General features: G+C 35.5%; 12 protein-coding genes. 5 read left to right on the top strand and 7 right to left on the bottom strand.

Translation table 11 applies throughout. The annotated features are described in order from the left end of the window. On the bottom strand, positions 1-423 hold the full coding sequence (locus AB9K26_RS10110) for a PaaI family thioesterase (RefSeq protein ID WP_369972450.1): 423 nt from the start codon (positions 421-423) through the stop codon (positions 1-3). A gap of 40 nt (positions 424-463) precedes the next feature. Between AB9K26_RS10110 and AB9K26_RS10115 the strand changes: the two genes are divergently transcribed. Next, positions 464-1,099, top strand: a complete 636-nt coding sequence (locus tag AB9K26_RS10115; RefSeq protein WP_369972451.1) for an alpha/beta hydrolase — start codon at positions 464-466, stop codon at positions 1,097-1,099. A gap of 3 nt (positions 1,100-1,102) precedes the next feature. On the opposite strand, the gene AB9K26_RS10120 is transcribed toward AB9K26_RS10115, so the two are convergent. Beyond that, positions 1,103-2,275, bottom strand: coding sequence for an alpha/beta hydrolase-fold protein (locus AB9K26_RS10120; protein WP_369972452.1), 1,173 nt, complete (start codon positions 2,273-2,275; stop codon positions 1,103-1,105). An 80-nt stretch (positions 2,276-2,355) separates the two neighbouring features. After that, complete coding sequence (locus tag AB9K26_RS10125) at positions 2,356-3,306, bottom strand: NAD(P)H-dependent flavin oxidoreductase (protein ID WP_369972453.1); 951 nt, start codon at positions 3,304-3,306, stop codon at positions 2,356-2,358. Between the two features lie 147 nt (positions 3,307-3,453). Between AB9K26_RS10125 and AB9K26_RS10130 the strand changes: the two genes are divergently transcribed. The 4 genes from AB9K26_RS10130 to AB9K26_RS10145 all read left to right on the top strand — a co-directional run bounded on the left by AB9K26_RS10130 (position 3,454) and on the right by AB9K26_RS10145 (position 10,191). Then, the gene (locus AB9K26_RS10130) at positions 3,454-5,376 is read left to right on the top strand and encodes a transglutaminase family protein (protein WP_369972454.1); all 1,923 of its coding nucleotides are present in this window, start codon (positions 3,454-3,456) and stop codon (positions 5,374-5,376) included. A gap of 3 nt (positions 5,377-5,379) precedes the next feature. Further along, entirely contained in the window at positions 5,380-7,557 is a 2,178-nt protein-coding gene (locus AB9K26_RS10135; RefSeq protein ID WP_369972455.1) for a DUF3857 domain-containing protein, read from the top strand. Between the two features lie 85 nt (positions 7,558-7,642). Then, positions 7,643-9,544, top strand: a complete 1,902-nt coding sequence (locus AB9K26_RS10140; protein WP_369972456.1) for a DUF294 nucleotidyltransferase-like domain-containing protein — start codon at positions 7,643-7,645, stop codon at positions 9,542-9,544. Further along, a complete protein-coding gene (locus AB9K26_RS10145) occupies positions 9,544-10,191 on the top strand; it encodes a PolC-type DNA polymerase III (RefSeq protein ID WP_369972457.1) in 648 nt (215 codons plus the stop codon). Before AB9K26_RS10140 ends, AB9K26_RS10145 begins: the two co-directional genes overlap by 1 nt. On the opposite strand, the gene AB9K26_RS10150 is transcribed toward AB9K26_RS10145, so the two are convergent. The 4 genes from AB9K26_RS10150 to aceB all read right to left on the bottom strand — a co-directional run bounded on the left by AB9K26_RS10150 (position 10,192) and on the right by aceB (position 15,364). After that, positions 10,192-11,196, bottom strand: a complete 1,005-nt coding sequence (locus tag AB9K26_RS10150; protein ID WP_369972458.1) for an NAD(P)-dependent alcohol dehydrogenase — start codon at positions 11,194-11,196, stop codon at positions 10,192-10,194. Positions 11,197-11,271: 75 nt separating this feature from the next. After that, on the bottom strand, positions 11,272-11,877 hold the full coding sequence (locus AB9K26_RS10155) for a DUF2306 domain-containing protein (protein WP_369972459.1): 606 nt from the start codon (positions 11,875-11,877) through the stop codon (positions 11,272-11,274). 180 nt (positions 11,878-12,057) lie between these two features. After that, the gene (locus AB9K26_RS10160; protein WP_369972460.1) at positions 12,058-13,689 is read right to left on the bottom strand and encodes an isocitrate lyase; all 1,632 of its coding nucleotides are present in this window, start codon (positions 13,687-13,689) and stop codon (positions 12,058-12,060) included. Between the two features lie 76 nt (positions 13,690-13,765). Continuing rightward, the gene (gene aceB / locus AB9K26_RS10165; RefSeq protein ID WP_369972461.1) at positions 13,766-15,364 is read right to left on the bottom strand and encodes a malate synthase A; all 1,599 of its coding nucleotides are present in this window, start codon (positions 15,362-15,364) and stop codon (positions 13,766-13,768) included. Between the last annotated feature and the right edge of the window lie 47 nt (positions 15,365-15,411).

A 15,411-nucleotide genomic window follows, 5' to 3' on the forward strand; every position in this document is an offset into this window, starting at 1 on the left:
TTATTGTTTAGTAAGCGAAATCGTTGAAAGTTTACAAACAGAAATCAGTGCATCATTATCATCGGTTATCTTGATTTCCCAAAGTTGAGTGGTTCTACCTTTATGAAGGTAAGTAGCTTTTGCATAAACATACCCTTCTTTCACACTTTTAAGATGGTTTGCAGAAATTTCAATGCCTCTCACAAATCGGTCTTTGGTATCCATAAAAATATGAGCTGCAAAACTACCAACACTTTCAGCAAGAGCGACTGTTGCACCTCCATGCAGAACACCATCTGGTTGATAAACTCTAGAATTTACAGGCATTCTGGCAACCAAAAAATCATCACCGAAATCGACCATTTCAATTTGTAGTGTTTCCATTAAGGTATTTTTACATACGGCATTTGCCTGAGATAATACGGCTTCTTTAGATAATTGCATAGAAATACTGTATTTTTAAAGTGCATTACAAACATACGAAATGAATTCTACTGAAAAGGAAATATTTTATAAGACCAGTAATACTTACAGCGCGCTGAATACATTAACTACAGAAACTAAAAATATTTGGTTCGTTTGCCATGGAATGGGCTATTTGAGCCGTTATTTCATAAAGCATTTCAAAGGTTTATCAGAAAAAGAGAATTACATTATTGCACCTCAAGCACAAAGCAAATATTATCAGTCTTCTAATTTTAAACATGTAGGATCTAGTTGGCTGACTAAAGAGAATACGAGCGCAGAAACTGAAAATGTCATGCGTTATTTTGATGCCATATTTGAAACTGAAAACTTACCTAATAAGAATAAGCTCGTGTGCCTAGGATATTCACAAGGCGTTAGCGTGATCATGCGATACATCGCTAGGCGGAAACTAAACTGTGACCATTTAATTATACATTCTGGAGGTATTCCAAAGGAATTGGAAGTAACCGATTTCAGTCATTTTACTGGACAGGTTTCCTTGATTTATGGAACTCAAGATGAATATTTAACCGAAGAGCGTATTGCTTACGAAACCTCAAGAGCTAAAGAACTTTTTGGAGACCAACTTAACATCATTCCATTTGATGGTCCACATGAGGTAAATGAAACTATTATAAAATCTATCGTTTAAAAACTAGTATTTATATTTCTCCAAAGTTTCCATAAGCCACTTCTTGACATCTCGATAGTAACTTTTGCTGACATTCATTTGCTGATCATCCAACAATGCTATCGCTTTTTCAAAGGCTGGTTTAGCCAATACCTTGTCGCCCATTTTATCATACACATCACAAATATTGACCAAAACCTTAATGTTTTCTGGATCTTTTTCAAAAGCATACTGATACAATTCCAATGCATGCTTATAATCTTCTAACTCTCTAAAGTCATTGGCTACAAAATTTAAGTAATTCGGACTTGCCTCATGTATGTAACCGAAAGTTTGTTTCTTTTCGTTATTAAATGACTGTATTTGTGTTTTAAGGTCTTGACTCGATGATTTCGCAAAATCTTCAATAACTTTTTGATCCGCAAAATAATTCCTACTCATACTAATTAATCCATCAGAAAATGTTGGTCCCACGATTTGCCAATGTCCAACACCTTCAATCAATTGAGGTTGCCAAGCTAAGGTTTTATTGGGATGCTGCTGAACCATGGTATCAATGCTTTTTACAAATCCACCAAATTCCATTTCACGTCTTCCTACCGTTCCATAGGAAAAGTACAGATACTTGCCAAAATGGGTTTGATCTTCAAGCATTTTCTTGGCATTTTTTTCAATCACGTTATCTGTTCCTCCAAATGACGGACTGATACCAATGTAAGCATCAAACAAATCGCGTTGATCACTAAATATGGTATTCCCAACAAAAGCACCAGCCCAAGAATGGCCAACAAGGATATTAAACCCATCAACTCTGTAATTGGACTCAATAAAAGGCATCACTTCATTTTTAAAGTGTTCGTGTAGCTCAGTATTTTCAGGATTGAATTCAGAGCCTCTATTGTCTGAATCTATTCCGACCACAATCATAGGAATTATGGAATAATTATCAACCATATAGCCAATGTTGCCTTTTGCGATATTCCAAAAAATGTCATGCTGTGCATCAAGAACATATACTGTTGCAAATTTTGTTATGGTATCGTTTTGGTAACGTTCAGGTAAAAACACCTTTATGTATCTTTCTTTATTAAACGCCTTAGAGTTTATGGTATGTGTTTTATTGGCGTCAGATTGAGCAAAAGTCAGATTACAAAATAGTATAAGGCATGTAAGGTTTAGAATCTTTAAGAATTTCATGCGATTGATAGTTATGGTTTACTTAAAGATAACAACCATCTGAAATTGTTACAGTTACCTAATAAATTATTTGAATTGTGTTAAGAAATCAACTTTGCCACTATATCTTTAACAGGCAATACTGCTTTTGTGTGTTCGATGCTTGGACCTGCAACCCAAACGGTTTTGTAAGTTGCCTTTTTGGCGGCTTTTTCAGTAGCCTTCATCCCAATTGAAAAGCGAACCATCTTAACCCATTTTTTAAGCTTTCGATTTTTATTCAGTAGATTTTCAATCCAAGTAGCCTTAGTGCCTATTTTCTGTACATAAGGTGTATTGATCACTGTACACGGTGTTCCAGAGATACGTTCGGTCATCACAATATCTTCGGCACCATAATCAACACAAGCTTGCTTATATTCATCTGTTACATTAGCTTCCTCAGAAGCAATGAACGGACTTCCAACTGAAACACCTTCAGCACCATAACTAAGCATTTTATCAATGTCTGCCTTGCATCCTACACCTCCAGCTGAAATCACAGGAATGGAGAGATTAGATTTTAATAATTTAATCAATTCTTCAGGCGACAAATTACCTCTATGTCCACCAGCTTCGTTATTAACTGCAATAGCAGCGTCAGCACCCAAATCCTCAACCTTTTTGGCAAACTTTAAATCGGTCACATCACAAAACACTTTAATTCCAGCAACATGTGCTTTTTCAATAGTTTCTTGCGGACTCCCTAAGGACGTTATGATAAAATCACAACCCTCTTGACAGAGAACATCCAATTGATCCTTGTATTTAATATTTGATTTATTAACAATCAAGTTGAACCCAAACGAGCCACCTTCAGGTTTAGCAGCTTTCAACTCACGAATCGCTTGACGCAACTCATCTAATGTTCGATAATTTAAGGCTGGAATACAACCTGCTATTCCGGTTTCCATCGCAGCTTTTACCATAGCAACATTGGAAACCAAAAACATTGGTGCCTGAATGATAGGATATTTTATTTGTAATAGCTCAGTAAGTTTGGTTGAACCCATAAATATAATTTTTTTGTAAAGATAGTTAAAAAATACTATGCACGCATAGTTTTATTCGTGGATGGAAAATGCACTTAAAAGAAATGTATTGGAATTAATTTCAATTTTTAAAGTGAAATTATATATTAGCATTCTTAACATTTTTTTATGATTAAATATTCCCTAGTACTTCTCTCCTTCTTTTTTATTTCTGAAGTTGCACTTTGCCAAAAAAGGATAGAACCAACCACACAAGACCTTACCTTAGCTAAAAATTTAAAAGAACAATATCCAGATGATGATGTTGCGCTTGTAACCAGTAAAGATGATGTGACCTTTGGTTTGAATAAACGCGAAGGAAAAGTTACCGTTACTCATATCGTTGAAGAAAATATGATTAACATAGACTCACGTGCCGATATACAGGTTTATAGTTTTTACGATGGTGAGTCCTCTGTTGAGAGTTTTGAAATTAGATACCGAAATCAGAAACTAGCAGGTTTTACATTTAATGATGAAGCCTATACCAGCGATGATTTATTTCATAATGATACTCGCGTCACTTATGCCAACGTTGATTTTCCTCTAAAAGGGTATCGCTATTTAACCAAATTAGAAAAAGTGTATAAAGATGTTAAGTATTTTACCAAACTTTATTTCAACTCACAATATCCTACAGCAAAAAAAACCATTAGAGTTGAAGTACCAGATTGGTTGGATTTAGAATTAAGGGAAATCAACTTTGAAGGTTTTGATATTCAAAAGCAAGTCGCTACCAACAAAAAGGGCGATGGTAAAATATATACGTTCAAGCTAAATGATATTCCAGCCATGTATGATGAAGAGGCAACGCCTGGACCAACCTATATTTATCCGCATATCTTGGTTTTGCCTAAATCGTATTCAGTAAATGGCGAAGTAGTTAATATCTTTAAAGACACCCAAGACCTTTACGATTGGTATCGTTCCTTGGTTACTAGCCTTGAAAATGACAACTCTGCCTTTAAGGATAAAGTACGTGAGTTGACCGAAAATGCAACTTCCGATGAGGAAAAAATAAAGAATATCTACTATTGGGTTCAAGATAATATTCGTTACATCGCTTTTGAAGATGGTATTGCTGGATTCAAACCCGATGAGGCTTCCAATGTTTTCAACAAGCGCTATGGTGATTGTAAAGGTATGGCTAACCTAACCAAACAAATGTTGGTCGAAGCTGGATTCGATGCGCGATTGACTTGGATTGGCACCAAACGTATTGCCTACGACTACTCTACGCCTAACCTCTCTGTAGATAATCACATGATCTGTACATTATTTAAAGATGGAAAAACTATTTTTTTGGATGGTACAGAAAAATTTAATGCCTTCGGAGAATATGCGGACCGTATTCAAGGAAAGCAAGTCTTGATTGAAAATGGTGATGATTATATTTTGGAGTTCGTACCAAGTGTTGAAGCCGATTTCAACAAGGAACAATTCAATTACAACTTGTCGTTTTCTGAAGAAGCTATTGTAGGAAAAGCAGATAAGGTTTTTAATGGCGAGAGCCGATCTGGACTCCTCTACTATTTCAACAATCTTAAAAATGACAAGAAAGATGAGTTTTTAGAGTATTATCTAAACAAGGGAAATAGCAATATAAAGGTTTCTAATATTGCTACTTCAGATTTACTGAATAGAGATGACAATATCAATATTGCTTACGATATTAAAGTTGAAAATGCAGTATCATCATTTGATGATCAGATCTACATTGATCTAGATTTTGAGAAACAACTATCTAATTTCAACTTTAAGGAACGCTTTACCGATTATATTTTCAGCTCTAAAAAAGATTTAGAAGCGACCACTCGATTAGAGATTCCTCAAGGGTATCATATTTCGCACTTACCAGAAAACATCTCTGTTTCCTCTGATAATTTTGATATGGATGTACAGTTTTCAAAAGACAACAATACAATTATTTACAAGAAACGATTTCAGATTAAGAATGCTAAAATCGAAACCTCAGATTTTGAAAAATGGAACAATTTCATTGATCAACTTAACAACCTATATAACGAACAAATCATCTTAACTAAAGACTAATTCATGGCTTCAAGATTTTTATTACTAGTACTATTCGTTTTTTCAACTTCTGCTTTCTCGCAATCTAAAGAGGAAATGGCTGCCAAAGACTTTTTTTGGGGCGCCAATGACAACTACCACGATGCCAATGAGATTCCTTCAGAATGGGAAAATGAGTCAGCTGTTGTTATTTATAAGAATGAGAATTACGATTTTCATAAGTTTGGCAAGAATGTAACTTACACCACTTCGGTAAGAAAACGTATCAAACTTCTTGATAAAGCTGCCGTTGAAGAGTTTTCTGAATTTTCATTCACCAAACGATTTAGATCTTCTAAAGGACGCTATACTTGGAAAAAAAGAGGAAATACCTTTGTAGGTGTAAAAATCGTAAAACCAGATGGAAGTGTAACCGAAATCAATGTCGACGAAGAAGCTGTGGAAGTCGATGGTGAAACCAAAATTGCCATTCCAAATCTTGAAGTTGGTGATATCATTGATTACTATTCTTATAGAAAAGAGCCTTTTAAAAGTACCTATGCCTTCGGTTTCGATCCTGTGGAAACGAGCTTAAATGAAGAATATCCTATTATGGATTTCAAACTGTTCTTTGAAACTGAAAATGATTTTTTTATCAATTTCAAATCTTTTAATGGTGCACCAGACTTAAAAGAACTTCCAACCGACAAAAATAATATGCGTCGATACGAACTCACGGAAACCAACATTCCAAAACGTGACTTTACACGTTGGTTCTATCCACTTGTTGAACTGCCTTCCTATAAATTTCAAGTATACTTTGCACGTTCAGGAAAATTTGAGGATAGAGCCTTGGCTTTTTTACCTGAAAAGGAAGATATTATTAAAACCAGTGTTTCAGACGAAGAGGTTTTAGACCTTTACGATAGTAGGTTTAAGCCTGATGGAGATGTTGGAGATGTCAAATCGTTCTTCAAAGGAAAGAGCTTCAAAAATGATGCAGAGAAAGTAATTTCTGGATATTACTATATGAGGCATTATTACCTTACACGTTATATTGAAGCCGCATATGCTCGTGATGCCAATATCTCATCTTATCCCTTTGAAGTTTATAAAAACAATGTGGTTTTTATCCAAAACCAAAAACAATTCATTAGACATTTTACCGAATTCCTGAAACGTCAAGATATTGATTACAGTATTGTTGTAGGGAAAAAACGTTATGATGGTACCATCGATGAACTTCTTATTGAACGCAATATAGAGGTCATGGTGAAAGTACATACAGCAACGCCTTTATATGCTCAGTTTTTTGGTGTACATACCAATATCAATGAATTTTCACCGCTTATGGAAGGAACCGATGTATTCTTGCTGTCTTCAGAAAAAAATAAGCGCAAGATTGATCAAATAGAAAGGGCAAAACTTCCAACTTCCTCGTTCGAACAAAATGAAACTAAAAAGGACGTTACAGTAACATTTGATGATGATTTTTCAGGCTTATCATTAACTGCTGTCAATTATTTTAAAGGTCATCAAAAAAGTGATGAACAATATGACCGATTGTTATTCAGCGATTATGTCTTTGAAGATTATAAGCGTTATGAAACCGAATCTTGGATTGAACAAGTTTGGGGCAAGAAGAACAGGGAGAAATTCACCAGGGAAATGAAGGCCTTGATCGAAAAACTAAAAAACAAACAAAAAGAGTATTTTGAAAACTCTGCTAAGAGTGAATACGGTATCGAGTCGTTTGAAGATTACACCTACGAAATCAATGAAAATGGACGTTACAGCTTAGATTCTTATTTTACATTTACCGAAACCATAACAGCCAAGGATGTTTTAATCAAAAAAGCAGGACCAAATTATATTATGGAAATAGGAAAGCTGATAGGTGGACAAATTGACCTTGAAGAAAAAGAAAGAAAAAGATCCGAAAATATATATTTACCGCATCCAAGATCTTTTAATTATACCATCACTTTAAATATACCTGAAGGCTATTCAGTTTCTGGATTAGACAATCTCAATAAAAATGTTGATAATGAAACAGGAGCCTTTATCAGTTCTGCTAATATTGAAGGGAATCAGCTTATCGTAACAACTTCAAAACGTTATAAATCCTATTTTGAACCGGTTCAAAATTGGTCTAAAATGATTACGTTTTTAGATGAGGCGAAACAATTTACCAACGAAAAGATTTTGTTGAAAAAAAATTAAATCTTGATTCTTATAGCTATAGTATTTTAGCAATTAGATGATATTACTCAGCTTCTATCCTATTAATTTTCTATAAATTAGTAAGATGAAGAATACCATTGCTGAACGCATACTCGATTTCCTAAAGGGTTTTCCTCCTTTTGATTCGCTTACACATGAGCAGTTATTGATTATTTCAAAGCAGGTCAAGGTATCGTATTTCGAAAAAGACAGTGTTGTTTTTGGGCAGCAAGAGGCTTTGCACGATTGCTTTTATGTTGTTAAGGATGGCGCCATCGGGATTTACAGAGATCATACATTAGTAGACCAATGTGATGAAGGTGATATTTTTGGCTTACGTGCCATCATCAGAAAAGACCAATATCTACTCAATGCTATTGCTACTGAGGAAAGTATTGTTTATGGCATTCCTGCAAAACTAATTGAAGAAGTTCTCAACACCAACATAAAGGCCAATAGGTTTATCATTGCTTCTTTTGCCACAAATACTCGTAATCCGTATTCAGATGAGGATAAAGGAACGCTTTTTGCCAACGAAACAGTTTTGCAACCCAATGCGTCTAGTTTTACTGAGGTGCAATCGGCTTCTTTTTCAAAAAACCCAATTACCTGTATACCAAATACAACAATTCAAGATGCGTCATTGATAATGAGTTCTAGCAAAGTAGGCTCTATAATTATTGCTGAAGACAATAAGCCATTAGGAATCATTACAGATAAAGACTTACGGAATAAAATTGCGACAGGTAAACATCAAATAACCGAACATGTGGAAGCCATTATGTCCACACCAGTCATCACTTTTCCCGATACCATAACCGTAGCCGAAGCGCAAATAGCCATGCTCAAACACGAGATTTCGCATTTGTGTATCACTAAAGATGGCACTATTCATTCAGAATTGGTAGGGATTTTGTCAGAACACGACATTATTGTAATTCACGGTAACAACCCTTCAGTCTTGATAAAGGAAGTAAAACGTGCTTCTTCTGCTGAACAACTGAAACAAATTAGGGAAAAGGCGCAAGGTTTATTGCAAAATTATATTGAACAACATATTCCTATCACCTTTATAAGCAATATTATTTCTGCTATTAATGATGCTATTACAAAGCGCTGTATCACCTTAAGTATTGAAGAATTGAAGCAAGAACCTCCAACAAGCTTTGCATGGTTAGCTATTGGAAGTCAAGGACGAAAAGAACAATTGTTGCTAACAGATCAAGATAATGCTTTGGTTTATGAGAATGTCACAGACGATACAAATACAAAGTCTTATTTTCTAAAATTATCAGAAGCCGTAAATCATAAGCTCAGCATAGTTGGTTTTGAACTATGTCCTGCAAAAATGATGGCAAGCAATCCGAAATGGTGCTTATCTGTTTCTGAATGGAAATCCCAATTCAAAACATGGATCACGCATCCTGACACTGATAAAATCATGTTATGCACCATTTTTTTTGATTACGATCATGTATACGGTAATCATGATCTTGTAGATGAAATGTCTGATAGTATTTTTGATGCCATTGATAGTTATGAGATTTTTCTGAATTTCTTAGGGAAAAACGCCTTGACCAATCCACCACCTTTGAGTTTCTTCAGAAATTTTCTTGTCGAAGATTCAGGAGATCATAAAGATCAGTTTGATATTAAGGCAAGAGCCATGATGCCTTTGGTCGATGCGGCACGATTGCTAATTTTATCGCATGAGATTAAAGATATCAATAATACGATTGCACGCTATAATAAACTAAGTGAACTAGAGCCTCAAAATAGTGACTTATACAACTCCTGCATTCAAGCCTTTAGAATTCTATTACGTTTCAGAACACAACATGGCATAAAAAACAACACTTCAGGACGCTATATTGACATTGATAGCCTTTCTAAATCAGATCGTTTGAAACTCAAAGGTTGCTTCAAACCCATTAAGGACATCCAAGAATTGGTTCGTGTACGTTTTATGTTATCGCAAATGATGTAATGCGTTGGTTTAATTCACATAAAAAGCTTCCAGATTTCTACAAGGCATATTTAAATGCATTCAAGGAAAAGCCTCAGAGCATCAATGCTGTACGCTTCGTTATTTTTGATACGGAAACCACAGGATTAAATCTGAAAGAGGATAGAATTCTTTCCATAGGAACAGTTGCCATTAAAAATTTTCAAATCAATATTTCCGATAGTTTGGAATGTTATATCAAACAAAACACATTCAACCCTAAAACTGTAGAAGTACATGGCTTACTAAAAGAAGGTTCCTTTTCAAAAATTAGTGAGAAAGAGAGTATTAAATTATTTATAGAACACATAGGAAATTCTGTTTTAGTAGCGCATCATGCGGCATTTGATATTGCCATGATCAATGAAGCCTTGAAAAGATTGGAATTACCTAAACTTAAAAATAAGGTTATCGATACTGGAATATTATATAAAAAAACCAAGTATATAAACGATAACAAGCCCAAGAGTTTAGATGAACTTTGTCAACTCTTTAATATCACTATGCACGACAGACATACAGCCTCTGGCGATGCTTATTTGACAGCGCTTTTATTTTTGAAGCTATCATCTAAATTAAAGCAAAAATACAAGCATTTAAGCTTAAGGCTTTTTAGGTCTTGGTTTTAACTAAGCTTTTAAAACCACTCTAAACCTGGCTTTCCCATCGTGAAGATGCTTTAAAGCTTTATTGACATCTGCCATATCGAAAACTTCAACAGTTGGGTATATGTCATGACGCACACAAAACTCGAGCATCTTTCGGGTTAAGGCAATACTTCCCAACGGACTTCCACCTACAGATTTTTCACCAGCAATCATACTAAACGCAGGAATTTCCATTGGATCTAGAACAGCTCCAACCGTGTGCAATTTTCCTTGAGGAGCTAAAGCAGTTATATAGCTCGTCCAATCTAATTTCACGTTGGTTGTATTCAAAATAAAATCGAGAGTTCCAGCGATGCGTTCCAAATCTTCAGAATCGGTTGAATCAACAACTTGATGCGCACCCATAGCTTTTAACGCATCTGTTTTAGATTTGTTAGAAGTAAATGCGGTGACTTCACAACCCCAAGCCTTAAGAAACTTCAGTGCCATATGACCCAAACCGCCAATCCCAATAATTCCAACTTTATCTGTTGGTTGAACGCCAGAAATAACTATTGGGCTAAACACGGTTATTCCTCCACAAAATAAAGGTCCTGCTTTCGACATATCGATGCCTTCAGGCAATTTGGTTACCCAAGACCAATGACCTCGAACATAATCAGCAAACCCACCATGACGACCCACTATTGTGGCTTCAGAATCACTGCAGAGGTGCTGCTTACCATCCATACACTGATTACAATGCATACATGAAGCTGAGTACCAACCCATTCCAACACGATCTCCAACTTGAACTCCTTTGACTTCAGAACCTACTGCCACAACCTCTCCAACAATTTCATGACCAGGAACCAAAGGATATTGCGAATTTCCCCAATCGTTATTAATCATACTTAAATCACTGTGGCAAAGTCCGCAATAATGAACTTTAATATCTATTTGTTCGTTACCGATTTCTGGTAAATCATATTGAAATTTCTGTAATTCTGATCCTGCTTCAGATGCAGCGTACGCATTGACTTTCATGAAAATAAATTTAGAGTTTTATAGTTTAATAATTTACACATTGAGTTTTAAAATTGTATTAAAACCATGTTAACTTTATAACTTTCGTTTCTTTACAATTAGATTTGCAACCGCTAAATTTGGGACCCAACATAACCAGGAAACAATTTTATAAGACACCATAAAATCATTTGTGATTGCTGTTAGCAATGGCAACCAAATTCTAAGAGTTACAGCAGCAAAACAAGCCGCATAACTATAAATCATAAACTTTTGATGTGTTCTGATGTGATGGTTTTTAATCTCTAAAAAGGCTATTAAAGTGCTAATAATCCAGAAAATTCCGAGACAACTAAAACCTAAAGATGCAATCCATCCTCCTGTGGCAAAATAAGCTATATAAAGACTGGATATACCACTTAACAGGACAGAAATTATGTAAACCTTTCCAATATTTCGGTGCAACCTAATATTTTTTCTTCTTAATTTTTTACTGAATTGTGTCCATCCAATAAATAAGGCTAAACCACCAAGTGATATATGGCTATAAAAGCCAATATTCCATAGACCATCTTGAAGTAAAACAAGACTTTTTGTACTCAATAAACCCGATTTATAATTTGACACAAAATAGGCTAATGGATAGAGTCCGATGATTATAGAAAATACTGCAACAACAAAAAAAGGAAGTTTTTTGGGCATTGTTTTTTGGTTGGTTAGTAGCAAATACACTTTAAATATAAAAATAATACCACAAGTATAGAAATCTAAACGATTATAGTTCAGTACATAAAAAAACACACTCTAATAGAGTGTGCTTTTCCCTAACTAAAAAACTAAGTATTAGAATTATGTCATATTCTAACGCTACTTGGTTACGTTTTAAGCTACAACGCTTAATTTTTTCTTTACTTCAGATAAATTGTCATTCGTATTAAACTGATTTGATGTATTTTTCTCACCACCAGCCTTTAATGCATTATCACCTGCAAAAAACGTTTTATGATCATCACCTAAATCTGAACCTGCCATTCTTTGGTGTTTTACACAAGCTACATTTTTTCTGATTTCTTCTCGTTGAACGTGTTTCACATAAGCTAACATACCTTCCGCACCAAAATAGCCTTCGGTTAAATCATTCATATGCAGTGCTGTTGTATGGTAAGTTGGTAAGGTAATCAGGTGATGAAAAATCCCAGCTTCCTTAGCGCCATCCATCTGGAAAGTTTTAATCTTTTCATCTGCACGGAAGGACAATTCGGTACCATCATATTGCACATCCATTAGATTATTTCTGTCGTAAGCCGTCATGTTCTCTCCTTCAGCGAGCATGTCATCATAAGCCTGATTTCTGAAGTTTAAAGTCCAATTAAAGGAAGGCGAATTATTATAGACCAATTTAGCATTTGGAACTACTTCCCTAACTCTATTCATCATGTGGGCAATTTGCTTCACATTTGGTGTAGGTGTTTCAATCCACAACAAATCGGCACCATTCTGAAGACTTGTGATACAGTCTAAAACAACGCGATCAATATTGGATCCTTCCTTGAATTTATACAGCCCATTCGGCAAACGCTTTGGTCGCATCAACTTTCCATTGCGCTTCAAAAGGATATCATCTTCCTTAGCATCCTGGATTGTAATTTCTTCAGCATCCACAAAACTTAAATATTGAGAGGCTAAATCACCTGTCTCTTTACTTACAGGCAGTTTTTGGGTTAGACCAGCACCTTCAGAATCTGTTCGTGCCACAATAATACCATCATCAACACCCAACTCTAAAAACGCATAACGAACAGCATTAAGCTTTGCTATAAAATCTTCATGAGGAACCGTTACTTTTCCGTCTTGGTGACCACATTGTTTGGCATCAGAAACCTGATTTTCAATTTGAATGGCACAAGCACCAGCTTGAATCATCTTTTTTGCCAATAAGTAAGTCGCCTCTTCATTACCAAATCCAGCGTCAATATCTGCAATAATTGGAACAATGTGTGTTTCAAAATTATCAATGTCGTCTTGAACATCCTCTCCATTTGCTTGTCTGCGGAATAAATCATTGAGTTCAATAGCATCTGCTTGTCTTAAAAAATCATAAATCTCGGCAATCAAAGCTGGAACTGCAGTTTTCTCGTGCATGGATTGGTCTGGTAGCGGACCGAATTCTGAACGCAACGCTGCAACCATCCAACCCGAAAGGTATAGATACTTTTTATTGGTTGTTTTATGATGTTTTTTTACAGAAATCATTTTTTGTTGCGCCACAAATCCATGCCAGCATCCAAGAGATTGCGTGAATTTTGAAGCATCTGCATCATATTCAGCCATATCTTTTCGCATGATTGCAGCTGTATATTTTGCAATATCCAATCCTGTTTTAAATTGATTTTGGGCAGCCATTCTAGCGACATGTTCTGGTTGGATCACATCCCAAGAGTTTCCAAATTTAGCTTTGAGGTCTTGAATAGTTTTCAAAGCTGAAGCATAATTGCTTTGTGGTATTTTTTTCATAATTTTGAAAGGTATTAATGAACTATTTGATTTAATATGGATCCCGAAGTGTGTTGCCGCATACTCGGGATTTTTTTTATAAATATTGATACGCTGGAAGCGTTAAAAATTCTTCAAACTGATCTTGTGTGACTAGAGTTCTGAAAAGTGTTATTGCTTTATCAAATTTTGTACTCTCTATAGCATCTTCCCCAACCTCAGTAATGATTTTTTCAACCTCGTCATCAAAAATGGATTCAAACAATTCCTGATTGAAAACACGTCCATCTTCTAGGAAAACTTCATTTTTAAGCCATTGCCAAATTTGGGTTCTGGAGATTTCAGCGGTTGCTGCATCTTCCATTAAATTGTAAAGTGCTACCGCACCATAACCTCGTAACCAAGCCTCAAGATACAAAATGCCGACATTGATGTTTTTTCTAATACCTGCTTCAGTTATCGTGCCTTGTGGTAATTCAACTAAATCGGCCTCAGTAATTGTTATGTCTTCACGCTTTTTGAATATCTGATTTGGTGTTGGCATATATTTATCGAATTCTTTCATCGCAACATCTACCAAAGCAGGATGCGCCACCCAAGTGCCATCATGACCATTTTTGGCTTCTCGTTCCTTGTCTAATCTTACTTTTTCTAGCGCTGCCTTATTGGCTTGAGGATTATTTTTAATTGGAATTTGTGCTGCCATGCCACCCATAGCATGAATGCCTCTTTTATGACAACGCTGAATTACCAGATTTGAGTAGGCAGCCATGAATGGCGTTGTCATGGTTACCTGATCACGATTTGGTACAATAAATCCTTTATGGTTTCTGAATTTTTTGATGTATGAAAATATATAATCCCAACGACCACAATTCAATCCCACAATATGGTCTTTCAGTTCATAAATGAACTCGTCTAACTGAAAGCTTGCCGTAATGGTTTCTATGAGTAAGGTTGCTTTGAACGTTCCTTGATGCACACCAAGGTAAGCTTGGGCGAATTCAAAAACCGAATTCCACCAACGAGCTTCTAAATAGTGTTCCAACTTTGGTAAATAAAAATAAGGTGCCGATCCGTTTTCCTTTAATGTTTTGGTATTATGAAACACGTATAGTCCGAAATCGACCAAACTCCCAGACATCTCTTCATTATTTACCAATAAATGGCTTTCATTAAGATGCAACCCTCTTGGTCTTACCAAAAGTACCGCTGTCTCATCATTTAGTGTATAATGTTTGCCTCTCGCTTCATCTATTAACTCTATGGTCTTCGTATTGGCATCTCGCAAATTGATTTGACCTTCCATATTGTTTTTCCAACTTGGTGCATTACTGTCTTCAAAGTCGGCCATAAAAGTCTTTGCTCCAGAATTAAGGGCATTGATTACCATTTTTCGATCTACTGGACCTGTAATTTCGACACGTCTGTCCAACAAATCTTCTGGAATTACAGCTGCTTGCCATTCTGATTCACGAATGTCTTTAGTCTCAACTGGAAAGGACGGAAACTTGCCAGCATCAAAAATAGACTGTTGCTTTTCGCGTCGTTCTAGTAGTTCAAGTCTTTTCTGATTAAATCGTTCGTGTAAAGCATTTAAAAACACCAATGCATCTTCTGTTAATATGTCTGGATAGACATTGTTTACCGATTGTGAGAACTTGATGTTTTGCTGAGTTGTAGTTGAGATTTCCATACCTAAATATTTTGATGAAACAATGTTACAACCTATTTTTGAAAAAA

Origin of the sequence: Psychroserpens sp. XS_ASV72 (assembly GCF_041224425.1) — a bacterium.
In the GTDB taxonomy this organism is placed as follows: domain Bacteria; phylum Bacteroidota; class Bacteroidia; order Flavobacteriales; family Flavobacteriaceae; genus Psychroserpens.